General features: G+C 43.0%; 20 protein-coding genes. 11 read left to right on the top strand and 9 right to left on the bottom strand.

Going from position 1 to position 22,620, the window contains the following annotated elements; genetic code table 11:
* From QZ019_RS00365 to QZ019_RS00380, 4 genes are all read left to right on the top strand, one after another.
* The coding region (locus QZ019_RS00365) for a TRAP transporter small permease (RefSeq protein WP_295481513.1) at window positions 1–353 on the top strand (353 nt) is incomplete at its 5' end.
* A gap of 15 nt (window positions 354–368) precedes the next feature.
* Window positions 369–1,646 (top strand): TRAP transporter large permease, encoded by a 1,278-nt coding sequence (locus QZ019_RS00370; RefSeq protein WP_286035530.1) that lies wholly within the window; start codon window positions 369–371, stop codon window positions 1,644–1,646.
* A gap of 56 nt (window positions 1,647–1,702) precedes the next feature.
* Complete coding sequence (locus tag QZ019_RS00375; RefSeq protein WP_295481516.1) at window positions 1,703–2,521, top strand: transketolase; 819 nt, start codon at window positions 1,703–1,705, stop codon at window positions 2,519–2,521.
* A gap of 12 nt (window positions 2,522–2,533) precedes the next feature.
* On the top strand, window positions 2,534–3,481 hold the full coding sequence (locus QZ019_RS00380; protein WP_295481518.1) for a transketolase C-terminal domain-containing protein: 948 nt from the start codon (window positions 2,534–2,536) through the stop codon (window positions 3,479–3,481).
* A 93-nt stretch (window positions 3,482–3,574) separates the two neighbouring features.
* Here QZ019_RS00380 and QZ019_RS00385 read toward each other — a convergent pair whose 3' ends face one another.
* The gene (locus tag QZ019_RS00385) at window positions 3,575–4,894 is read right to left on the bottom strand and encodes a four-carbon acid sugar kinase family protein (protein WP_295481519.1); all 1,320 of its coding nucleotides are present in this window, start codon (window positions 4,892–4,894) and stop codon (window positions 3,575–3,577) included.
* 5 nt (window positions 4,895–4,899) lie between these two features.
* Entirely contained in the window at window positions 4,900–6,567 is a 1,668-nt protein-coding gene (ptsP, locus tag QZ019_RS00390) for a phosphoenolpyruvate--protein phosphotransferase (RefSeq protein WP_295481521.1), read from the bottom strand.
* A gap of 229 nt (window positions 6,568–6,796) precedes the next feature.
* Here ptsP and gltX point away from each other — a divergent pair, with 229 nt between their 5' ends.
* The 7 genes from gltX to QZ019_RS00425 all read left to right on the top strand — a co-directional run bounded on the left by gltX (window position 6,797) and on the right by QZ019_RS00425 (window position 14,682).
* Window positions 6,797–8,197 carry a glutamate--tRNA ligase gene (gltX, locus tag QZ019_RS00395; RefSeq protein WP_295481523.1) on the top strand — a complete coding sequence of 467 codons (1,401 nt, stop codon included), beginning with the start codon at window positions 6,797–6,799 and terminating at the stop codon, window positions 8,195–8,197.
* 58 nt (window positions 8,198–8,255) lie between these two features.
* Window positions 8,256–9,848 (top strand): peptide chain release factor 3, encoded by a 1,593-nt coding sequence (gene prfC / locus QZ019_RS00400; RefSeq protein WP_295481525.1) that lies wholly within the window; start codon window positions 8,256–8,258, stop codon window positions 9,846–9,848.
* A gap of 1 nt (window position 9,849) precedes the next feature.
* Entirely contained in the window at window positions 9,850–10,599 is a 750-nt protein-coding gene (locus QZ019_RS00405; RefSeq protein ID WP_295481526.1) for a TatD family hydrolase, read from the top strand.
* Between the two features lie 67 nt (window positions 10,600–10,666).
* Complete coding sequence (serB, locus tag QZ019_RS00410; RefSeq protein WP_295481528.1) at window positions 10,667–11,566, top strand: phosphoserine phosphatase SerB; 900 nt, start codon at window positions 10,667–10,669, stop codon at window positions 11,564–11,566.
* Between the two features lie 2 nt (window positions 11,567–11,568).
* On the top strand, window positions 11,569–12,945 hold the full coding sequence (radA, locus tag QZ019_RS00415) for a DNA repair protein RadA (RefSeq protein ID WP_295481530.1): 1,377 nt from the start codon (window positions 11,569–11,571) through the stop codon (window positions 12,943–12,945).
* A gap of 93 nt (window positions 12,946–13,038) precedes the next feature.
* Window positions 13,039–13,461, top strand: coding sequence for an IS200/IS605 family transposase (tnpA, locus tag QZ019_RS00420; protein WP_295481532.1), 423 nt, complete (start codon window positions 13,039–13,041; stop codon window positions 13,459–13,461).
* A gap of 6 nt (window positions 13,462–13,467) precedes the next feature.
* Window positions 13,468–14,682, top strand: a complete 1,215-nt coding sequence (locus QZ019_RS00425) for an RNA-guided endonuclease TnpB family protein (RefSeq protein WP_295481534.1) — start codon at window positions 13,468–13,470, stop codon at window positions 14,680–14,682.
* A 13-nt stretch (window positions 14,683–14,695) separates the two neighbouring features.
* Here the strand turns inward: QZ019_RS00425 and QZ019_RS00430 are convergent, their stop codons facing one another.
* The 7 genes from QZ019_RS00430 to QZ019_RS00460 all read right to left on the bottom strand — a co-directional run bounded on the left by QZ019_RS00430 (window position 14,696) and on the right by QZ019_RS00460 (window position 22,554).
* The gene (locus tag QZ019_RS00430) at window positions 14,696–15,196 is read right to left on the bottom strand and encodes an Rsd/AlgQ family anti-sigma factor (RefSeq protein WP_294564740.1); all 501 of its coding nucleotides are present in this window, start codon (window positions 15,194–15,196) and stop codon (window positions 14,696–14,698) included.
* 156 nt (window positions 15,197–15,352) lie between these two features.
* Window positions 15,353–17,110: a peptidoglycan DD-metalloendopeptidase family protein gene (locus QZ019_RS00435; RefSeq protein WP_295481536.1), complete on the bottom strand. Its 1,758-nt coding sequence runs from the start codon at window positions 17,108–17,110 to the stop codon at window positions 15,353–15,355.
* A 292-nt stretch (window positions 17,111–17,402) separates the two neighbouring features.
* Entirely contained in the window at window positions 17,403–18,497 is a 1,095-nt protein-coding gene (locus tag QZ019_RS00440) for an ABC transporter ATP-binding protein (protein WP_295481537.1), read from the bottom strand.
* A 15-nt stretch (window positions 18,498–18,512) separates the two neighbouring features.
* Window positions 18,513–19,385 carry a carbohydrate ABC transporter permease gene (locus QZ019_RS00445; protein WP_294564749.1) on the bottom strand — a complete coding sequence of 291 codons (873 nt, stop codon included), beginning with the start codon at window positions 19,383–19,385 and terminating at the stop codon, window positions 18,513–18,515.
* A 35-nt stretch (window positions 19,386–19,420) separates the two neighbouring features.
* Entirely contained in the window at window positions 19,421–20,656 is a 1,236-nt protein-coding gene (locus QZ019_RS00450; protein ID WP_294564752.1) for an ABC transporter substrate-binding protein, read from the bottom strand.
* Window positions 20,657–20,672: 16 nt separating this feature from the next.
* Window positions 20,673–21,509 carry a carbohydrate ABC transporter permease gene (locus QZ019_RS00455; protein WP_295481540.1) on the bottom strand — a complete coding sequence of 279 codons (837 nt, stop codon included), beginning with the start codon at window positions 21,507–21,509 and terminating at the stop codon, window positions 20,673–20,675.
* A gap of 82 nt (window positions 21,510–21,591) precedes the next feature.
* Window positions 21,592–22,554: an MBL fold metallo-hydrolase gene (locus tag QZ019_RS00460; protein WP_295481542.1), complete on the bottom strand. Its 963-nt coding sequence runs from the start codon at window positions 22,552–22,554 to the stop codon at window positions 21,592–21,594.
* Window positions 22,555–22,620 lie beyond the last annotated feature (66 nt).

A 22,620-nucleotide genomic window follows, 5' to 3' on the forward strand; every position in this document is an offset into this window, starting at 1 on the left:
GCTCTATGCCTTTTGTCGAAGAACTAACGCCAATGGGATTAGTTGTTTTAAGCATTGTCGGTGCAGCAGTTGCGGCAAAGAAGGGCGCACATTTAGGCTTAACCGTAATTACGGATTTGCTTTCACCAAAATATCAAAAACTGTGCGTACTGTTTGCTCACGCATTAGGTTTTATTTTCGGCATCATCATTTTGTATTACGGATTAGATACCGTTCGTGTCGAGTATTTACTTGAGTTCGTTACATCCGGAATGCAATGGCCTGAATGGATTTTCGGCATAACTATTCCTCTTGGCGGCTTTATTTTAGCTGTTAGATATCTTCAACTCTTTATCACTGAACTTAAAAAATAATCTGAAGGTGACCGTATGTTAGCATTAATTCTATTCGGCATTTTCTTTATACTGCTGTTTTTAAATGTACCGATTGCAACTTCACTTGCAATGTCAAGTATATGCGCATTGCTTTATGAGGTTTTACCTTTAGCCATTATTCCGAATAACCTTTATTCTGCTACCAGTAAGTTTGTATTGTTGGCTATTCCATTCTTTATTCTTGCTGGAAATATTATGGAAAAAGCCGGAATATCTCGTCAGCTTATTGATTTTTGCAAGACTTTAGTCGGACATCGCAAAAGCGGAATGGCTGCAGTGTGCGTTATCGTGTCATGCTTTTTTGCTGCAATTTCCGGTTCAGGTCCGGCTACTGTTGCCGCATTGGGTTTAATCTTAATTCCGGCAATGGTTAATTCCGGATATGACAAAGCAACATCAACTTCATTGATGGCTACAACGGGCGCAATCGGATTAATTATTCCTCCGTCAATTGCATTCGTTATTTTCGGCTCCATTACCGGTCAATCCGTAGGTGCTCTATTTGCTTCAGGTATTATCCCGGGTCTTTTACTTGGATTAGTTTTGCTGATCGCAATGCAATATATAAGCCGTGATCGCAAATTGGTTTTAATGCCTAAGGCTAGCGGTGCCGAAAGATGGAGTGCTTTCAAAAAGGCATTCGGCGGCTTAATGATGCCTGTGATCATTTTAGGCGGTATATACGGAGGTATTTTTACTCCGACGGAAGCAGCAGCTGTCGCAGCAGCCTATGGAATGATTTTGGGACTTGTCACCAAAAATCTAAAGTTGACTGATATTATGCCGGTCCTTAAAGATTCCGTATCCCAGACTGCCGTTGTTATGTTCATCGTTGCAACAGCAAGTTTGTTTGCATGGGCTTTGACTGTTACCGGAGTAGCTGGAGAAGCAAGCAGATTATTGATTAATCTTTGCGGTGATAATAAATATGTTTTCTTATTGATTATCAATATTATTTTGTTAATTGCTGGTTGTTTTATCGACGCCAACTCAGCTCAGTACATTATCATTCCGATTTTATTCCCTGTCTCACAAATGTTGGGAATCGATCCGATTCATCTTGGATGCGTAATCGTAATGAATTTATCAATAGGTTTGGTTACACCTCCTGTCGGTATCAATCTTTATGTTGCATGCGGAATTTCAGGAACTTCGCTTAAAGCAATATCGCGTGCTGTAGTTCCTTTTGTTATTGCATCAATTTTTACATTACTTCTCATTACTTATATTCCTCCGATTGCAACTTGGTTGCCTTCAATCTTGGTTGATTAATAAAAGCAATTCGGGGTAAGCAATTATCCCGAATAGTAAAGATTTAGGAGAGTGTTATGAAATTAAACGCAAAGGAGCTTTATAAACAAGCTCAAGAGTTAAGAAGAATAGCTTTAACTATGATATATGAAGCACAGTCAGGGCATCCGGGTGGGGCTTTCTCCATAGCTGATATAGTTACTGCATTATATTTTAATGAAATGAATATAAATCCAAAAGATCCGAAATGGCCTGATAGAGACAGATTTGTTTTATCAAAGGGACATGCTTGTCCGATACAGTATGCCGCGTTAGGTAAACTCGGATACTTTGAAGAAAAGCATTTACACACACTGCGTAAAGAAGGCTCGATTCTACAGGGGCATCCGGATATGAAAAAATGTCCTGGCATAGACATTTCAACCGGATCTTTAGGTCAGGGACTTGCCTGCGGCGTAGGTATGGCTCTTGCCGGGATGAGAGATCATAAAGATTATAGAGTTTTTGTCGCCTTGGGTGATGGAGAACTCGATGAAGGAGAAATTTGGGAAGCTGTAATGTCCGCAAATGCTCTTAGGTTGAAAAATTTGATTGTAATTGTGGATCACAACGGTTTACAGCTTGACGGCACTTTGGATCAAATAGTTCCTTGCCTTGATATAACTAAGAAATTCGAAGCTTTCGGCTTTGAAACCTATGAAATTAACGGTCATGACTTTAATGAAATTTTAAGTGTTTTCGAAAAGATCAGAAATTCGGATAAAAATTGCCCTAAGTGTATTCATGCTCACACTATAAAAGGAAAAGGAGTCTCCTTTATGGAGAATCAATTGGGTTGGCATGGTAAAGCACCGAATGCTGAAGAATACGCAATAGCAATGCGCGAATTATCATAAGGAGTTTAGATCATGACAGAGTTAAAAAAGATACCAACAAGAAATGCCTTTGGTGAAGAAATTTGCGTTTTAGGACATGAAAATCCCAATATTTACGTGGTTGATGTCGACATTGCAAAATCATGTAAAACAGATAAATTCGCCAAGGAATTACCTTTACAGCATGTTAATGTTGGTATTGCAGAACAGAATGCCGCAGGAATTGCCGCAGGTTTGGCAACTACAGGTAAAATTCCTTTTGTATCAACCTATGCAGTGTTTGGTAGTTTAAGAATGGCTGAACAAATCAGGCAGGAAATTTGTTATACCCACTTAAACGCTAAAATTGCCTGTTCCCACGGTGGTCTTACACCTGCAAATGATGGAGCAAGTCATCAAAGTATTGAAGATATGGGAGTTTTAAGGACAATCCCTGGAATGACTGTTATCATGCCAGCTGATTACTATGCGGCTAAAGCGTTAACAAGAAAAGCAGCGGAATTTAATGGTCCTGTATATTTACGTTTTACTCGTGATGCTATTCCTGTAATTTATGATGAGAATCAAGAGTTTGAAATAGGAAAAGCGATTACCTGTAAAAAAGGAAAGGACATTGCCTTAATTGCAAATGGTGATACCGTATGTTTAGCGTTACAAGCAGCAGATCTTCTAGAGAAGGAAGGAATAAATGCTGAAGTTATTGATATGCATACTATAAAACCATTAGATGTTGATACGATAAAAGATATTGTAAATAGAATAGGTAACATTATAACCATCGAAGATCATAATATTATTAATGGGTTAGGAAGTGCGGTCTGTGAAGTTGTAGCAGAGATGGGAAAAGGTAAAGTTAAACGTATCGGAGTTCAGGATTGTTTCGGACAATCTGCTCCGTATGAGAGACTTTTGGCTTTAAATGGTATTACTGTCGATAATATTGTTGATACTGCCAGTAAATTACTGCAGATTAAAAACTAATACGTTTTATACATTCTTTTAGTTTGAACTTCAATCAGTCCCGACCTCCAAAACTTGCGGGACTGATTTTTTTATCTGTATTCGAAAGTTAGGTTAAATCTCCATCTTTCTCTTCAGATACTGAATACTTGCCGTAATCGTCGCTGCGTCGGTAGCGGATGACGATGAAGTTACGTATTTAAGACCGTTAAAGTCACCGCCTAATATTTCTCCGTAAGCGGTAAGCGGCAAAACCTGTCCTAAGATGTTAAGTCCTGAGGATTTCAGTTCTCTACATACGGCAAGAGTATATTCGGCACCGGTGGAGTAAACGGCTTTAACGTTAGGATCGCCTGCAAGCACGCGTCTTGCTATCTGTCCGTATGCGGAACTGGTTAAATCAAGCGCTTCAAGACTTGATCTTCCTGTCTTTTCCAGCTCTTTTTCATAAGTCAGTATTTGCTGGGATGTAGCTCCCAAGTGATCGGATACGACAAATATGATTTTGTATTCATCGCATTTGGCAAGATACTCATTTACCACCCGATCGATCTCAGCTGCTCGGCGCTGATCGTCTTCAATTAAAGCGGCACTGTCTACGGATATAAATAACACCTGTTCTTCAAGACGCAGTTTTTCGACTTGGGCAGCAATAAGCGGGCTGATGCCTCCCACCAAACCGAAAATCTTTTGATTGGCTGCTTTATGTGATTCCGCTTCACGCATTACTTTTCGTGCAAGCGTTGCGGTAAACGGGCCCGGATCTACTGCGAGGAATTTAATGCCTGAAGCCAAAACTGCATCTGCAATGGTATTGATATCTTCTTGAGAAGTGCAGTCAAGAACGATTGCACGGGCTCCGCGGTTGGCAAGTTCGCGGATCCTTTCACTTAGGTGTTCCGTGCCTTTGATGAATTCTTTTAGGTATAAAACCTCTGTGTGATAGCGGAATTTCTCTGAGAAAAGCTCCGCAACTCGGCCGCCTTGAGCAGGGCGCATATCATCAAGTCCTGCTAGTGATTTTTGCAGCGGCAAGCCGTCGACTAATATGTAGCCGCCGACATTAATACGTTTTAAATCAGGAAATGCCGGAACGACGATGGCCACGCGATCCGGCTCACCAAGAGCGTCAAGCAGTGCCTGGGTTTCGGTACAGGTGTTGCCGCGCATAGAAGGATCGATGCGTTTTGCATAAAGTTTTACTTCAGGATTTTTTAAAAGTTTGCCTGCATAGAATACCAACTGATAGCTTTGCTCCGGCGTAAGCGTACGGCTGTTGGTTGAATATACAAGACAGTCAAAATTAGCCGTTTCAGGATTTTTTAATCCTTTATTGCTTATAAGCGAGCAAACGGTGCAGCGATTTTTTTCAAGCATTGCGGCAACGGAACTGCCGCCGGTGATTTCATCTGAAATTACAACGCATTCAGCCATGGTTATTATCCTAAAGTTGAAATTCGGGCACGCAACATAAGTACGCTTGACGGAGCTACGGAGATTTCATCAACGCCAATACGTACCAATTCATGGGTAAATCCCTCATCGGCAGCAAGCTCACCGCAAACACCGACCCAAATGCCGGCATCATGCGCGTTTTTCACAGTGGTTTCAATAAGGCGGATAACTGCATGATGATAAGGGTTTAAGAATTTGCTGATTTCGGCATTTTGGCGATCTACTGCCAATGTAAATTGCGTTAAATCGTTGGTACCGATACTAAAGAAATCCACGTAATGAGCCAGCTCGTCACTGATTATGGCTGAGGCTGGGGTCTCAATCATAATTCCGAGACTTACGTCATGAGAATAGGGAATTGATGCTTCGTCAAGTTCCTTTTTTACCTCATCGCATAAAGCAATGCATTGCTTTACTTCTTCAACGGAGGTAATCATCGGGAACATGATGGCGAGATTTCCGTATATTGAAGCGCGATAGAGAGCTTTTAACTGAGTCTTGAAGATTTCCGGGCGGGTAAGACAGATGCGTACGGCACGCATTCCCATCGCGGGATTGTCTTCGGGTTTTAGCATAAAGTAATCAGCCGTTTTATCCGCACCGATATCAAGAGTGCGTATGACTACTTGTTTGCCGCCCATACCTTCAAGTACTTGTTTGTAAATATTAAATTGAGTTTCTTCGCTTGGGAAATCTGGTGATGACAGATAAATATATTCGCTGCGGAAAAGTCCGATGCCTTCTGCATCCGAGGCTTTGGCAAGCTCGATATCGTCTGCAGATCCGATGTTGGCGTAAAGGTGAATTTTTCTGCCGGATAAAGTAGAAGTTTCCTTGCCGCGGAACTGTTCAAGACGGGCGCGTAGCGCATCTTCCGTACGCTTTCTTTCAGTAAATTCGGCGATTGTCGCTTCATCAGGCTCAATATAAACGATACCGGCTCCGCCGTCGACAATGGCGAATTTGCCTTCAAGGGAAGGATTAAGATCGGGGCCTATGCAGATAACCGAAGCAAGACCCATGGTTCTTGCAAAGATTACCGTATGCGATCTTGATGAACCTTCTGAAGTGATGATGCCGGATACCGAGTCTTTATCAAGCTGAACGGTTTCACTCGGGGACAGATCGTCGGTTGCTAAAATTACGGGCTGTCCTTGTGACGGAGTGATTTTTTGCGGAATGAGCTGGCCTGAGTTTAAAAGCAAAAGCTCGGTTACTCGGCGTGAAATATCGATTACGTCTGCCGCGCGTCCCTGCATGTAATCGTTGTCCATGCTTTTGAACATGTCGGCAAATTTTTTGGAAACGAAATCTACGGCATATTCGGAGTTAACGTGTTCGTTTTCGATTAATTCATTAATTTGGGAAACGTAATCAGGATCGTCAAGCATCATCTGGTGAATCTGAAATACTACCGCATTTTGTTCACCGACTTTTTCTAGGGATGCTTCATAGAGATTGCAAAGCTGTGCTATGGCATCGGTTCGAGCTTTTTCAAAGCGCTCAAGCTCTGCTTTTACGTCAGAAACTTCATGCCGCTCAGAAGGAAGAGCATGACGTTTTAAAAAAGAGATGCGGCCGAAAGCTATGCCGCGGCTTGCAGGCGTACCGCGGATCTGCATTTGTGCTTTTTGACTTGTTGGCATTTCCATATAGTTTATTTATCGCGTCATTATTTCCGGTTAACTTTCAAATATTAACCGAAGCTTTTTATCTAAAAAAGGCTCACGGCTTACATTTTTTGATTTTTTGATGAGAATTTAATGCGTTATCGCCACTTGACAAGCTTAAAGCGGCATATTTTGGGGCGGCAAAAAGCAAGCGAAAGTGCTAAAATACGCCCATCTTGAATTAAATAGCAGTTAAGAGATATTAAGATAAATGGTCAAGACTCGCTTTGCCCCGTCACCTACGGGATTTTTGCACGTCGGCGGTGCCAGAACCGCATTGTTTTCATGGTTGTACGCAAGACACTGTAACGGTGAATTTGTCTTGCGTATTGAGGATACAGACAGAGAACGTTCCACTCAGCCTGCAATTGACGCTATTTTAGAGTCAATGCAGTGGCTTAACCTTAATTGGGACGAAGGTCCTTATTATCAGACCAAGCGTTTTGACCGTTATAAAGAAGTCATTAATGAGCTTTTGGAAAAAGGGCTTGCTTATAAGTGCTATTGCTCTAAGGAGCGTCTTGAGAAGATGCGTCAGGAGCAGATGAAAAAAGGATTAAAGCCCCGTTATGACGGTCATTGCCGTGACGATCACAGCGAACATGCTCCTGATGAGCCTTACGTTATCCGTTTTCGCAATCCCGACACCGGAACCGTCGCTTTTGACGATCTGGTAAAAGGTCATATCGAATTCCAGAACAGTGAGCTTGATGATTTCATTATTCAGCGCTCTGACGGAACTCCTACTTACAATTTCTGCGTGGTTGTCGATGATTACGATATGGGTATTACCCACGTAATTCGCGGTGACGATCACGTCAATAACACTCCGCGTCAGATAAACCTGTATAAGGCACTTGGCGCCAAGATCCCGGTATTTTGTCATGTCGCCATGATTTTAGGCGATGACGGCACTAAGCTGTCAAAGCGCCACGGCGCAGTAAGCGTCATGCAGTATCGTGAAGACGGATACCTGCCTGAAGCTTTGGTGAATTACCTGGTACGTCTTGGCTGGAGCCACGGTGATCAGGAAATTTTCTCCCGTGATGAGATGATTGAGTGGTTTGATCCTGCTCAGATCTCAAAGAGCGCATCAAGTTTTAACACCAAAAAACTCGATTGGCTTAATGCTCACTACATGAAGACTTTGCCGGTCGAAGAAGTGGCAAAAGAGCTTGTTTGGCATTTAAACCGTATCGGTGTTACGGATTTGTCTCAAGGTCCTGCTCCTGAACTTGTAGTTAAAAACTATGCCGAACGTACCCACACTTTAAAAGAGATGGCACAAAAGGCACGCTGCTACTATGAGGATTTCACTGAATACGATCCTGCCGGAGTAAAGAAGTGGATTAAAGAAGGCTCTGTTGACGTGTTAAAAGCATCGCTTGAGTCCTTACGCTCTCTTTCCTCATGGGATCCTCAGGCCATTGATGAAGTACTTGAAGCTTTGGCTAAAAAACTTGAGATCGGCATGGGTAAAGTCGGACAGCCTTTACGTCTTGCCATGACCGGTACCGCTATGTCTCCCGGCATCGGTGACACTATGGTGTTAGTCGGACGCGATCGCGCTTTAAACCGTATTGAAAAAGCGATTGCTCATTTTTCCAAGTAGATGATTTGATTAAGCGGACAAAGCTATTTTGCCCGCTTTTTTTATGCGTAAATAATTTATGGCAGATCAGAATTTTATAAATGAGGTGCGAAAGCGCCGTACCTTTGCGATTATTTCCCACCCTGACGCCGGTAAAACCACGATTACCGAAAAGGTTTTGCTTTTTGGCAGTGTCATTCAGCGAGCAGGTGAAGTAAAAGGCCGCGGCAGCACCGGTTCTTTTGCCAAATCCGACTGGATGGATATGGAAAAGGAACGCGGAATTTCAGTTACCACCTCAGTAATGCAGTTCCCATATAACGGCTGTATCGTCAATTTACTTGACACCCCGGGTCACGAAGACTTTTCTGAAGACACTTATCGCGTGCTTACTGCCGTTGATTCCTGCCTGATGGTGATTGACGCGGCCAAGGGCGTTGAGGAGCGTACTCGCAAACTTATGGAAGTAACCCGCTTGCGTTCAACTCCGATTTTGACTTTTATGAATAAGCTTGACCGCGAAACCCGCGATCCTTTAGAGCTTATGGATGAAGTTGAAAACGAGCTTAATATTTTATGCGCTCCGATCACTTGGCCTATAGGCAGCGGCAAATCTTTTAAGGGTATTTATCATATCCTTCGAGATGAAGTTCTTTTATATCACTCAGGTGAAGGCTTTCATATTCAAGAGCGCCGCGTAATAAAAGGACTTGATAATCCCGAGCTTGACGCGGCTGTCGGTGAGGATTTTGCTGCAAAGCTGCGCGAGGATATGGAGCTTATTCAAGGCGGATCAAATCCTTTTGATGAAGAGGCTTTTTTAAACGGCGATCTTACCCCGGTGTTTTTCGGTACCGCTTTAGGTAATTTCGGCGTTGACTGCATGCTTGACGGTCTTACTTCATGGGCCCCGTCGCCTTTGGATCGCGAGGCTGATTCAAGAAAAGTTGCAGCAACCGAAGAGAAGCTTACCGGTTTTATCTTCAAGATCCAGGCTAATATGGATCCTAAACACCGCGATCGTATCGCGTTCATGCGTCTTGTTTCAGGACGTTACCACAAGGGAATGAAATTGCGTCACGTGCGCATTGAGAGGGATGTCCAGATCTCCGATGCCGTGACATTCATGGCCGGTGAGCGCGAAATGGCGCTTTCAGCCGTAGCCGGCGATATTATCGGTATTCATAATCACGGAACCATTCGTATCGGTGATACCTTTACTGAAGGTGAAATTCTGCATTTTAGCGGTATTCCTAATTTCGCGCCTGAACTTTTCCGCCGCATTCGCTTAAAAGATCCTTTAAAGCAAAAGCAGCTGTTAAAAGGTCTGGTGCAGCTTTCAGAGGAAGGCGCGGTACAGGTATTTCGTCCTGTAGTCAGCAATGACTTAATCGTAGGTGCCGTCGGCGTATTGCAGTTTGACGTGGTGGTATCACGGCTTAAGCATGAATATAACGTTGATGCCGTTTATGAGAACGTCAATGTATCAACTGCCCGCTGGGTAAGCTCTGATGATCCTAAAGCTCTTGAAGAGCTTGAAAAGAAGGTTCCGCAGAATCTTGCTTATGACGGCGGCGATAATCTTACGTATTTGGCAAGTTCCGGCGTTAACTTATCGTTGACTATGGAGCGCCATCCTAAAGTGCATTTTGCTGCAACGCGCGAGCATTAAAATGTGCTTTTTTGATACTCATATGCATTTGACCAAAGCGCGTCTTGAAGACGCGCTTTGTCATATACTTAAAGAAAATAAAATCTGTGCCTTATCTGTTGCCGTGGATTTTAATGACAGTGTTTTAAATACGCGGCTTCATGGGGAAAATATTTATGCGGGCGTGGGTCTTCATCCGTGCTTTTCTATAGGAAAACTTAGTGATAAAGAAAAGGATGATTGGAATAATCTTTTAAATAACAATAAAATAGTTTGCATCGGCGAATGCGGATTGGATGACAAAGCGGCGATTGCACTTGATGATCAGCTTTATAATCTGCGCTTTTTTTGTGATTTGGCCGCAGCTTATTCTTTGCCCCTTTCAGTGCATATAAGAAAATATCATAACGAACTTTTAAAACTTTTAAATGAATATAATGGAAAACTAAGCGGAATAATTCATGGTTTTACCTTTTCAAAAGATTTGGCCAAGCGCTATTTGGATGCGGGGTTTAAGCTTGGCGTAGGACGATATGGGTTAAAGCGAGGCAGGGCGTTTAACGAAGCCTTAGCTTATGCGGGTATCTCAAATCTTGTGCTGGAAAGCGATTTTGATGGGCGCTTTGACTACGATGTAAAACTTTTTGAAAGTTTGATAAAGGATCTTAGTATACTTTTTTCTTTAGATAAAAAAGAATGTAAAAACAAAGTGTTAGTTAATTCATTTTCCGTATTGAACCTTAATGGCGAAAATATCGCGCGTGCGTTTTAAATTCTTTAGTCCTTTTGTAAAATAGCGTTATTATTGTAAAAGCCGCAGTTTGTAAAAGGACGAAAAGATGCAGGTGTTTTTATATTTATCAGTAAAGAATAATGACTTAAACGAGTTAAACGCGATAAACAGACTGTGCGAACATTTAGCTTTAAATGATAAGTCGCTTGTGTTAAAAGCGTCCGGGGTTGAGTTTAATCATTCATATGCCTTATATACTTATGAATGCGGTAATTATGCTGAATTAAAGGAACGGCTAAAAGAAGCCGTTTGTCAAAAACTGTTTGATTTTGATGCTCTTATGGTGCAGTCCGTTCCGTCTTTAAAGACTCCCGGAGTTTTGGTGATGGATATGGATATGACATCCGTGCAGATTGAAGGCATTGATGAAATCGCCCGTTGCCTTAACGTCTATGATGAAGTTGCGGCAATTACGGGTGAAGCGATGCACGGCAGACTTGATTTTGCTTCATCATTAAAAAAGAGAGTGTCGCTGTTAAAAGGAGGCGATGCCTTAGTTCTTGAAAAAGTAAAATCTATCATGCGTGAAACCGACGGTTACGGCATACTGGTAAACGGTCTTAAAGAAAACGGTTGGAAAGTGGGCATTGCTTCGGGCGGTTTTGTGCAGCTTATTAATGTTCTTAAGGATAAATACGATCTTGATTTGGTGAGAGCCAACAGCCTTGAGATTAAAGACGGGAAATTTACCGGCATGGTTGAAGGCGAGATTGTTGATGCGGTAAAGAAAAAAGCTGCGCTTTCAGATTTGATGAAATCATCAGGCGTCGCTAATGAACAAAGCATAGCAATTGGCGATGGAGCAAACGATCTTTTAATGATAAATGCCGCGTCTTTGGGCATTGCCTATCATGCTAAACCCAAGGTACAGGCTGAAGCTTTAACCTGTCTTAATTATTCTGATCTTTCCACTGTTTTGTTAATGCTCAAATGCGGTGACCTGTAGATATGGCAAAGGTTAAAACGGTATATGTATGCGCTTCCTGCGGAGCGCGATATCCGCGTTGGCAGGGACAGTGCCGTGAATGCGGCGAGTGGAATACCATAAGCGAAATAAGAGTAAATGACGAGCCTTCGGCAGGACGCAGCGCGGCAGCCCGTGCCATGTCGGGCTTTGCCGGAGCAAGCGGCAGCGGTGTAAGTAATCTTAATAACGTAAAGCTTGAAAAGGCGCAGCGCTTATATACGGGATATAACGAGTTTGACAGGGTTTTAGGCGGCGGCATCGTTCCTGGATCGGTCGTGCTTTTAGGCGGCAATCCCGGAGCTGGCAAATCGACATTGCTGCTGCAAACGGTCTGCAAGCTTGCAAGTCATGCCGCGGTTTTGTATATCACCGGTGAAGAATCGTTACAGCAGGTGGCGTTAAGAGCGCAGCGCCTGATGCTTCCTACTGAGAAAGTAAGAATTGCGGCGGAAACATCCATTGATGAGATTTGTAAAATCGCGGCGCAGGAAAAGCCCGCGGTATTGATTGTCGACTCCATTCAGGTAATGCATGTGCAGGGAGTCGAATCGGCTCCTGGCTCCGTAAGTCAGGTACGCGAAGGTGCGGCGGCTTTGACTCAGTTTGCAAAGAAAACCGGAATCGCGGTATTTTTAATCGGACACGTGACTAAAGACGGAACTCTTGCAGGTCCTAAGATTTTAGAGCATTGCGTGGACTGTTCGGTTATTTTGGAATCAGGCAACGATCCGCGATTTAGAACGTTGCGCTGCCATAAAAACCGTTTTGGCGCGGTAAATGAGATTGGCGTTTTTGCCATGACCGATCATGGCCTTTGCGAGGTTAAAAATCCGTCGGCGATTTTTTTAAATCGTCAGGAAACGGTAGCTCCCGGATCTCTTGCCATGGTGGTATGGGAGGGAACCAGACCTCTTTTAGTCGAGCTGCAGGCGTTGGTTGATTTATCTCAGCTTGGTAATCCGCGGCGTTTGTCTTTAGGAACCGATCCTAATCGTCTTGCCATGCTTTTATCGGTACTCCACCGTCACGGAGGATGCCAGCTTGCCGATCAGGATGTGTTTGTTAATGTCGTAGGCGGCGTCAAGGTTGAGGAAACAGCGTCTGACGTGCCTTTAATTCTTGCGCTGTTGTCTTCTTATCACTCAAGACCTATAGACAGAACAACCATCGCTTTTGGTGAAGTGGGGCTTACCGGAGAAATAAGACCGGTGCCGTCCGGGCAGGAACGTATTGCCGAAGCTTTTAAGCAAGGATTTAAAAGAGCTATCGTACCTTTTGACAATGCTCCTAAAAAAGCGCCTTCCGGACTGGAAATCATTGCCGTAAAGCGCATTAGTGATTTAATTGATTTAGTTTAACAATAAAAGCCAGAAGTCTCCACCTTCTGATAAGGTGGAGCTGAATGGCATCCGGGGCTTGACTGCCATGCACTCCGGTGTACAATATTGAATATGCGTATTGATAAGTCTATTAGAAAGAAGCTTGATAATAACAATCATTCAGTGTTCAGCCTCAGTTATCATTTAGTGCTGATTATAAAATATCGGCGCAAGGTGATAGATGATGAAATTTCCGAATTTCTAAAAGAAGTGTTCATAAGGATTGCTCCGGACTATAAAGCTGAGCTTAAAGAGTGGAACCACGACAGCGATCATGTACATGTTCTGTTTAAGGCACAGCCTGATACCGTGCTTTCAAAATTTATTAATGCTTATAAAAGTGCATCCTCCCGGGTGGTAAAGAGGGCATATCCTGAGCTCAGGAAGCACCTGTGGAAGGAGTATTTCTGGTCACGAAGCTATTGCCTGATAAGTGCAGGCGGAGCTTCTCTTGAAGTTATCAAAGAGTATATAGAAAAACAGGGGATGGATTAATCTCTTATGGCAATGGTCAAGGTCAATAAAGTGTTAAGATGCAGGATAAAGCCGGAGCCGGCTCAGCGCATCATTTTTTGGAAGACCTTCGGCTGCTGCCGCAAAACCTGGAATCTCCTTTTGGATGAAAGGATAAAATCCAATCGGGAATTAGGCGGGGTCAAGTTTAAGAACACCACTCCCGCTCATTTAAAGAAGAGCTATAAATATCTTAATGAGGTTGACTCCTTGGCACTTGCCAATACTCAGCTTGAGTTAAATCAGGCCTGCAAGCGGCAGTTTGCCAAAGGAAAAAATCCTAATTTTAAAAGAAAGGGAAGGGACAAAAGAAGCTACACCACAAACGCAACGAACAATAATATCCGCCTTATTCACAAAAGCGACACTTTAAACCTGCTGCGTCTGCCTAAGGCCGGTGACGTCAAAATCATTCTTCACCGCAATATACCGGGCGGTGAGCTCAAGCACGTTACCATCAAAGAGACGGCAAGCGGCAAGTTTTACGCATCTCTTGTGTATGAGGTGCAGAAAGAAGAAGTTAAGCTTAAAGAGCATTTTGCGGCAGATAAGGTTGAGGCTTTTGACTACAGCATGCCAAGCTTAATCGTTTCATCAAGCGGCAGCTTTGATGTCACGGAAAAAGATATCAAATGGTACCGTAAGCTTGAGAAAAAGCTCTCTTGCGCACAGCGCAAGCTTTCGCGTATGAAATACGGCTCCCATAACTATTGGAAGCAGAGCCATAAAGTCGGCGCTATCCATGAGAAAGCGGCCAATCGCAGAAAAGATTTTCTGCATAAGCTTTCGCATAATGTTGCCGATAACTTTGACGCAGCTGCAGTAGAGGACATAAATCTTCAAGCGATGGCCAAAGCGCTCAATTTCGGCAAGAGCGTTTATGACAACGGTTTTGGCATGCTTAGAAACTTCTTGGCTTATAAGCTTCAGGCTAAGGGGAAGATTTTAGTTAAAATCCATCCGCTTTATCCAAGCTCGCAATTATGCTCACATTGTAAAACTAAAAATCCTGAGGTCAAAAACCTTGCTGTGCGTGAATGGGATTGTCCGGTATGCGGGCATCACCATCACAGGGACAAGAACGCTTGCGAAAACCTCAAGGATCATGCAATAGAATTGCTAGGCCGCTGGACCAGTGGCGACAGCTCGCTGATACTGACTCCACAAGGAGTTTTGAACGAGAAGGAAGCCCCTACCTCTTAGGTGGGGGAGTAGGTCACTGGCTTTTCATGATGGAGTGGACGAGACGAAGTCCGATAATAAGACGGTCTTCGTTTCTAAAACGCTGCTCTAGGCATTTTCCTACCTGTTCAAGATCGCGTTTTAAGCTCTGCATTTTCTTTTCGTTTAGATCTTCTGCGTATAAATCGCTAAAGCGCATTAAAAATTCCGTGGTTTTTTCAATACGCGGTAAAACACGGTGCGCGATGGATAACGACCGACCTGAGGCGTTTTCTATAAGCTCAATTATTTTAGGGTAGAGATCAAAGTGACCGTGGGACAGGTAATCTATAAGGTGCTCACAAAAACTGGTCACTTCCTCATAAGAAGGATAGCATTCGGTGATATCGGTACTTCCTTTGGGCGTCAGGTTTAAAAGCTTCATGTACATCAAAACAAGATCCTGACGTGCTTTAATCATGTCATTGATCCAGGAATAACGATCTTCAACGTCTTGCAGCTGAGTATTAAAACCTCTTAAAGTCTCTTGTCCCATACGTAGCTCCTCAAGTCTTTGTAAGACTTGTTTAAAGCTTAAAAGAAATCGGTAAATATTGATGTTAATTTCGTCAAAAATTAAGCTTTGTGCGCGTAAAAAAAGAAACGATCGGAAAATCCGATCGCTTCAGAAAATTTAGTTATAAAACCAGACTTAGTTTTTAGCGATAAGCCGTGAGTTATAAAGATCTTTTTTAAATTGCGCGACGTTATTTTTAAAGCGCTGAATTTGTCTTGTGGTCGCAGAAGAAACTCCGGAGCTTGGCAGCTTAACGCGCATGGCGTTAACCGGACGGCCGTTTCTTCTTAACTCGTAATGCAGGTGGGGACCTGTAGACATTCCGGTATTACCCGAACGGGCGATAACCTGTCCCATCTTGACTCTTTGTCCCGGCTTGACGTTAAGCTTTGATAAATGCATGTAAACGGTGGAATAGCCGTTGGCATGATTTAATACGATAAAGTAGCCTGCAGAACGTGAGTAGCGTGCGGTTTCGACAACGCCGCTTGACGGAGCGATAACCTTAGTTCCCACCCTTACCGCAAAGTCGGTTCCGTTATGCGGACGGACGCGTCCTGTGACCGGATGGCGGCGGTTGGGATTAAACTGCGATGAAATACGGACGTTGCCTTCAAGCGGGATGCGTTTAAACGTGGCTTTTTTCGCGACGGCAGGACCGTTTTCATCATAGTAGCGGTTATCGGTGAGGTTGCGGTAAGACGCAACCTTTCCAAGGCGTGACAGCTTGAATTCAACGGCATTTATCGAGCCTTTGCCTTTACTGTTGGAGAAAAGGACGCGCATGGAATCACCTGCTTGTATATGGCGTGAAAATTGAATGCGGCCTTTAAACAAACCGATGATTTTATATATCTCCGAATAGCTAAGTCCGCTGCCGTATGCCGCTTCGGTAAAAGTTTGACCCTTTTTTATGTTGACGACGACAAGCCTGCCGCGTGATGCAAAAAGCTTCTCATGCGTGCTTTTAGGTGAGGTGTCTTTTTTCGCCGAGGCTTTTACTGCTTCTTTTTCTAAAGCATCGGCTTTTTTCTTGGCTTGAGCTAATAGAGAGCCTTGCGAGTTGTCCTGAATCTCTTTTGCAGGAGACGCATTTAATTTTTTAAGCGCTTGTTTGGCTTCAGCAAGTAATTTGCCGGTGCTTACGGCAGTATGTGCATTTAAAGCTTCTTTTGTTAAAACAAAGTCAGTGTTTGATCCGTCAGGACGGGTAAAACGCAGCTGGGATTTTTTGTTTTCCTGTTTGACGAAAGATAACAGATTATTGTCATCGTCAATCAAGAATGAAAGATTGTCGCCAATCTGCAGATTATCAAAGGACTTGGGTAAACCGTCCGTTTTGCGTATAGCTACCAGGGTTCTTGCCGGAATATTCAAATCCGAGAAGATTGATGATATGGTGTCGCCCTTGGTCACGGTTTCGGTGTACCAATGATTAGGGGTTAAATCCGTACCTTCTGCTTTAGCGAGCTTTCTTACTTGGTTTTCAATTGAGTTATCTTCATCTATAACTTCGTCGGCAAGCTCGTCATCCATTGAGTCAAGAGTTATCGGATCGGAATCGATTTCCACAATCTGTTTGCCTACGGCATAGGTCTTAACCTTAGCGTTGGCGATATTCGGGAAAAGGGCTTCAGTAAGTGAGCTTTCAGGACGGATAATATTATCGGTAGCATCAGGATCGATAAGAATAAGTTCGTCTGATGAGTCTGAATCGTTGATGGCAACTAATCCTGCGTCATTTGAAGCGTCCGCAGGAATCGAAACTGATATGGCGGCTAAAGCGACGACGGCAATTGAGATGCAGATGGCAATAGTATGCTTTTTCGGTAATAAAGCACTTGCGGAGCCTTTTTCAAGAGGCTCACCTGAAATGAAATCTTCAAAATGCATGCAACAATAGGTTTTATGTGAAATAAATTGCCGGAAACTGCCTCTTAGAAAAAAGAGACGCTATGAAAAATAAAAAAATTTCTCATATTTTATGTGAAATTGACCATTTTTGAAGCAAAAAGTTCAATTTTTTTAATGAAAATTTTACTGAAGATATTTTAAGGCTGCAAATAAGGTTTAAGAGGCAAAAACAGCTGGGCTTATTTAAATTCTGTCGGTTAATTTTCAATATGCAAAGGCAGTGAAAAGAAGCAGCATTGCCACAAAAAAAGCAAGGCTTAAAAAAGGGAACTTAAGCGATTGTTTTTTGAGTGTTTGCGTCAAAGAAATGCACTTTTGACATATCAAGATAAAAGTCGCAGTTTTGGCTTAATTCACCTTCATAAGTCGAAGGACATCTAATCACCATGCGATCGCTTCCGGTTTTGGTGTAAAGACAGATATCAGCCCCGAGCAATTCACGGAACTCGACTGTTGCGCGGACCTTCTGCATTTCTTCGTGAGCTCTAATATGGATATGTTCAGGACGGATACCGATATAAATTTCCTTGCCGGCATAATTTTCAAGCTGCTTTGGCTGATGATCTTTATCAATAGCGATGACGTTACCGTCAAATTCAAAATCAAGGCGATCGCCGTTTCTTTCGAGCTTGCCTTTAAAGAAGTTCATTTGCGGTGAGCCGATGAATCCGGCTACGAACATGCAGTTAGGATGATTGTAAAGATTGGTCGGGGTGTCGACCTGTAAAATTTCACCGCTTTTCATTACGACAATGCGATCGGCCATGGTCATGGCCTCGGTCTGATCGTGGGTAACGTAGATGAAAGTCGTACCGAGCTGTTTATGTAAAGAAGAAATTTCGGTACGCATCTGGGTTCTTAATTTAGCGTCAAGATTTGATAACGGCTCGTCAAGTAAAAAGACATCAGGATCGCGAACCATGGCGCGTCCCAATGCCACACGCTGACGCTGACCGCCGGATAAGGCACGAGGCTTGCGCTCTAAAAGATGCTCTAAATCAAGCATTCTTGCCGCGTTTCTGACTTTACGATCGATAGTTCCGGTGTCGACTTTCTGCAGTTTTAAGGAAAAAGCCATGTTCTCATATACGGACATATGCGGGTAAAGAGCATAGCTTTGAAAAACCATCGCGATATTGCGTTCTTTAGGATTTAAATCATTGACGAGACGATCGCCTATATACATTTCACCTCGTGAAATGCTTTCAAGACCTGCGATCATGCGCAAAGTAGTGGATTTGCCGCATCCTGAAGGTCCGACTAAAACGATAAATTCCTTATCTTTGATTTCAAGATTTAAATCATCAATTACGCACACGCCGTCGTCATAGGTTTTGTTGATGTGCTGAAGCGATATTTTGGCCATGAAAGAAATCCTTTATTAAAGCTTTTTAGTTTTAAAAGAACGGTAGATGTAGATTGAAGCCATGGCAAGAACCATGACGGTCATTACTACTGACGCGGTTGAGGCATAACCTACGCGCAATGAGCTGACGCCGTTTTGATAAATATATTGGGAGATTGTGGCAGTTGAGTTTGCAGGTCCGCCCTTGGTTAAGACGTTGACTTTATCGAACAGACGGAATGAGTCAATCATGCGCAATATGGCAACAAGCGCAATGCCGTTTGAAATATTGGGCAAGGTAATGTAGATAAAGCGCTGGAAGGCATTGGCTCCGTCAACGGCTGCGGCTTCATATTGTCCTTTAGGCACGCCTTGGAGTGAGGCATACATGAGAAGGAAGGCAAAAGGCGAATACTGCCAGATATCAATAAGCAGGATGCACCAGAATGCGGTATCGATTTCGCCTAAGAAGTTATAACCGGCAAAGCCCAAGATGTTAAGAATCGAGTTGAAAAGACCGTCATTATTGGCAAGCATGATTTGCCATACCAAAGCCACGGTTACGGGAGGCAGCAGGGTCGGCAGCAGACTTACGGTTCTGAAAAATTTCTGTCTTTTGACGATGCTGTCAATCAAAACCGCTATCATAAGACCTAAAAATACTTCAGTGATTACGGCTACGACCGTAAAAATGAAGGTGTTATACAGAGCCTGCAGAAAGTAGCGATCTGAAAACAGTTTTATGTAGTTATCAATGCCGATGTTTTTCGGATCGGATAAAGATAGATAGTAATAATCGGTAAAACTGTAGTAAATAATGAAAATTAACGGAAATAAGCTTAATACGGTTAAGACTAAAGCCGTAGGACTTATCATTAAGTATTCAAAAAGACCTGTTGATTTTTTCATGATGATATAGGCCCCGCTTACGCGGGGCTTTACTGTTAACGGGCGATGACTTCTTCGATAGCGACTTTAGCGTCGTTTAAAGCATCGTCAATTGATTTTTGTCCGGTTAAAGCGTTGGAAAGCTCGATTCCGTAGACATTTTCAATTTCACCCCAAAGCGGAGTGCGGGGACGAACTTTAGACTTTTCGGTGCCTTTGAGCAGTACCTGATAGAACGGGTATTTGGCATTCAAATCGGCATTGTTGAAGACCGAGGTACGGGTAGGAACGGCACCTTTATCGGCGGCGCTTATCTGTACTTCTGCTGAGGTTAAGTATTGCAGTAATTTGATGGCAAGATCTTTATGGGTGGTGTTGGCGGTAACGCCCATCATCCAGTTGCCGATCACGCCGGCGCTGTACTCAGGGGATGAGGCGTCTTTCTTTCCCGGAATAACTGCATAGTTGGCAAGTGAATCGGAGCCTGAAATAAACCATGACGGCCAGCCGAGACTCATGGCTGCTTTGCCTTTGGATACGGAGGCGACAAGATCGTTTTTATCGTAGTTGGCACCGGTCTTGTAAAGTTCGATGTATAAGGCAAGGGCGTCTTTTGCTATTTGGGAGTTTACGGTTACGTTCTTCATGTCTTTATCAAAAACGTCGCCGCCTAATGCCCACAAAATCGGCAGATAGTCACCGACAATCGGGTTGCCCTGCTGACCGCGAACTAAATAGCCTAAAAGTCCTTGCTCTTTAACTTTTTGAGATATGGTTAAAACGTCCTGCCAGTTATCGGGAACTTTTGCACCGACCTTATTGAGAACACCTTCGTTGTAGAAAAGCAAGGTTACGTTACCGGCAAAAGGCAGGGCGTAGGTATCGCCTGAGGCATATGGTTCTTTACACACGGCAAGTGAGGTGGTTACGAAATCCGGATCGTCTTTATAGCCGTTTTGGGTCAGGTTTAAAAGCAAACCGCCTGCTGCAAACTCAGGGATCCACGGATCGTCAAGCATTACAAGGTCAAAGGCACCTTCTTCATTGCGGGAATCAAGAGATACTTTCTGTTTTAAAGAAGCGTTTTCAAGGCCCAGAATTTTAATGGTGCAGTTATTTTCTTTTTCAAATTTGTCTTTAACGGCGTTGATTACGTCAACGTGTGAACCGCCGCGGGCGGCGATAGTCAAGGTAACCTCATCGTCGGCAAGAGCGGTTGAGGCGCTGCAGCTTAATATTACTGCTCCGGCTAATGCGGAGATTGCTGATTTTAAAAAGCGAGAATGTCTCATGGTTATTTCCTTTTAATTACTCTTTCACAGCACCGCTTGACAGTCCTGAGATTAAGAAGTTTTGAGCGAAAATTACGAAAAATAAAACCGGGATTAAGGAGATGACGCCGCCTGATGCGACCATGCCCCATTGGGTGAGTTCCTGTTCGGAGTTCATGGTGGAAAGGAGCAGCGGAATGGTAAAGTTCTGCGGATCCTGCACGAAGATAACGCCGTAAAGGTATTCGTTCCATGAAGTCATGAAGGAAAGGATACCGACCGCAGTAAGCCCCGGAAGAACCTGGGGTAGAACGATTTTGGTAAACATCTGCCATTCGCTTGCGCCGTCGACCATAGCGCTTTCTTCAACTTCTACGGGAAGTTTTTGGAAAAATGACAGGAGAAACCAGATGATAAAAGGCACGTTAATTAAAATATGGGCAAGTACGATAGGAGTCATCGTATTGATGATGCCAAGTGAGGTCATCATGATGTAAAGCGGCAGCGCCAGGGAAATCGGCGGCAGAATTCTTATGAGCAGTACCCAGAACAGCATCGGGCCTTTCATTCCGAATTTGAATCTGGCACGGGATAATATGTAAGAACACATTACGCCGAATACTAAAGATACGCACAGTGATGTACAGGTTACGAATAAAGAATTTAAGATGGCGTTCAAAAATCCCTTTTCCGTAAAAAGTCCGATGAAATTCTCAAGTGAAAAAGATCGCGGATAAAAAGAAAATCCGGAGTTCAAATCATCCTGACTGCGGATTGAAAGGGTGAACATCCAGTAAATGGGAAAAAGCGTCCATACCATTAAAAAGGCAAGACATATTCCTTTTACGGTTTTTTGTCGTTTGTTGCTAATCATACTTACACCTTTAAAAATGATGGCGTAAGATTAGCAAACACTTTTTAAATTCAAATTTGCTTTATATAAGGCGTTTGTTAAGTTATTTTTTTAATACGGCAAAAGGAAGTAAATTTTCTTTACATTCAAAGCCTACGGCACAAATTTCTTCATTTAAAGAAAAGTTTCGGTTAAGCATTCCGGTAATAAAAATTTGGCCTGCAATAGACTCCTTTTTTAAATAATCTTCGGCTTTTGCAATTATCTCGGGACGGGCGCTGTTGTAAGTGCGCTTACTGTCGGCGCAGATAATAAAAAATGAAGGCTTGCAGATATCGATAAGACATGACGGCATACCGTCAATCTGACCGTGATGGGTTAATTTAACTACATCAGCCTGGCGCAGTTCATCGGTAAAGCGAGCAATACATGATTGATCTGCCGTAAGCATGAAGGAATGATTGTTAACTGTGACAAATTGCGCTAAAGAAAATAAATTTTCGCTTTTATCAAATTGAAGCAGAATTTTTTGACTATCAGGATTTTGATAGTCTAAAAAAGCATTTTCAAGCATGATCTTGCGTTTTAATAGATTATCTTTGGTAATACCTATTGTCTTAATTTGTACCTGACCGTTAAAAAAAGATAAACGGTTTTCTTTGGCAATTTCATGACAAGGAACTTTGTTCTTTGTAAGCGTCTTAAGCAGTTTTTTGTAGAGGGCAATTCCGCGCATAAAGGTGGAAATGTTCTCTTGTGGATTTTCGTTAATGTAATTTACGCCTTGAGAAGAAAAATCGCTGACTATGCTCGTATAAAATGTTTTAACGGGAAAATCGACTGCGGCTTTATAAAGCCCTCCTATGTGATCGTAATGCAGATGCGTTAAGATCATCGCTTCTATTGTCATTACCTTTATCTTTTTTAAAAACTCATGCAGCCTGATTGTTCCTTTTTCTTCATAAGTTTCTTTGTCGTCAGGTCCGCCGTCGATAATAATTGCTTTTTCTGCGTTTTTGATAACAATGGACTCGCCGTAACCGACATTGACAAAATAAAGCTGCATATTTAGTTCCTGATTTGCTAAAGTCTTGTTCTATCTTTGTAGCAAATCTGTGTAAAATCTCTGTAA

This window comes from uncultured Succinatimonas sp., assembly GCF_905203285.1.
Classification (GTDB): domain Bacteria; phylum Pseudomonadota; class Gammaproteobacteria; order Enterobacterales; family Succinivibrionaceae; genus Succinatimonas.

What these genes read in the sequence shown, in the direction of transcription:
- QZ019_RS00455 (WP_295481540.1), bottom strand. Translation starts at nt 21,509, where the DNA reads ATGATTAGCAACAAACGACAAAAAACCGTAAAAGGAATATGTCTTGCC.
- QZ019_RS00425 (WP_295481534.1), top strand. Translation starts at nt 13,468, where the DNA reads ATGGCAATGGTCAAGGTCAATAAAGTGTTAAGATGCAGGATAAAGCCG.
- radA (WP_295481530.1), top strand. Translation starts at nt 11,569, where the DNA reads ATGGCAAAGGTTAAAACGGTATATGTATGCGCTTCCTGCGGAGCGCGA.
- QZ019_RS00375 (WP_295481516.1), top strand. Translation starts at nt 1,703, where the DNA reads ATGAAATTAAACGCAAAGGAGCTTTATAAACAAGCTCAAGAGTTAAGA.
- ptsP (WP_295481521.1), bottom strand. Translation starts at nt 6,567, where the DNA reads ATGGAAATGCCAACAAGTCAAAAAGCACAAATGCAGATCCGCGGTACG.
- QZ019_RS00440 (WP_295481537.1), bottom strand. Translation starts at nt 18,497, where the DNA reads ATGGCCAAAATATCGCTTCAGCACATCAACAAAACCTATGACGACGGC.
- gltX (WP_295481523.1), top strand. Translation starts at nt 6,797, where the DNA reads ATGGTCAAGACTCGCTTTGCCCCGTCACCTACGGGATTTTTGCACGTC.
- QZ019_RS00405 (WP_295481526.1), top strand. Translation starts at nt 9,850, where the DNA reads ATGTGCTTTTTTGATACTCATATGCATTTGACCAAAGCGCGTCTTGAA.
- QZ019_RS00450 (WP_294564752.1), bottom strand. Translation starts at nt 20,656, where the DNA reads ATGAGACATTCTCGCTTTTTAAAATCAGCAATCTCCGCATTAGCCGGA.
- QZ019_RS00460 (WP_295481542.1), bottom strand. Translation starts at nt 22,554, where the DNA reads ATGCAGCTTTATTTTGTCAATGTCGGTTACGGCGAGTCCATTGTTATC.
- serB (WP_295481528.1), top strand. Translation starts at nt 10,667, where the DNA reads ATGCAGGTGTTTTTATATTTATCAGTAAAGAATAATGACTTAAACGAG.
- QZ019_RS00370 (WP_286035530.1), top strand. Translation starts at nt 369, where the DNA reads ATGTTAGCATTAATTCTATTCGGCATTTTCTTTATACTGCTGTTTTTA.
- tnpA (WP_295481532.1), top strand. Translation starts at nt 13,039, where the DNA reads ATGCGTATTGATAAGTCTATTAGAAAGAAGCTTGATAATAACAATCAT.
- QZ019_RS00380 (WP_295481518.1), top strand. Translation starts at nt 2,534, where the DNA reads ATGACAGAGTTAAAAAAGATACCAACAAGAAATGCCTTTGGTGAAGAA.
- QZ019_RS00430 (WP_294564740.1), bottom strand. Translation starts at nt 15,196, where the DNA reads ATGGGACAAGAGACTTTAAGAGGTTTTAATACTCAGCTGCAAGACGTT.
- QZ019_RS00445 (WP_294564749.1), bottom strand. Translation starts at nt 19,385, where the DNA reads ATGAAAAAATCAACAGGTCTTTTTGAATACTTAATGATAAGTCCTACG.
- prfC (WP_295481525.1), top strand. Translation starts at nt 8,256, where the DNA reads ATGGCAGATCAGAATTTTATAAATGAGGTGCGAAAGCGCCGTACCTTT.
- QZ019_RS00385 (WP_295481519.1), bottom strand. Translation starts at nt 4,894, where the DNA reads ATGGCTGAATGCGTTGTAATTTCAGATGAAATCACCGGCGGCAGTTCC.
- QZ019_RS00435 (WP_295481536.1), bottom strand. Translation starts at nt 17,110, where the DNA reads ATGCATTTTGAAGATTTCATTTCAGGTGAGCCTCTTGAAAAAGGCTCC.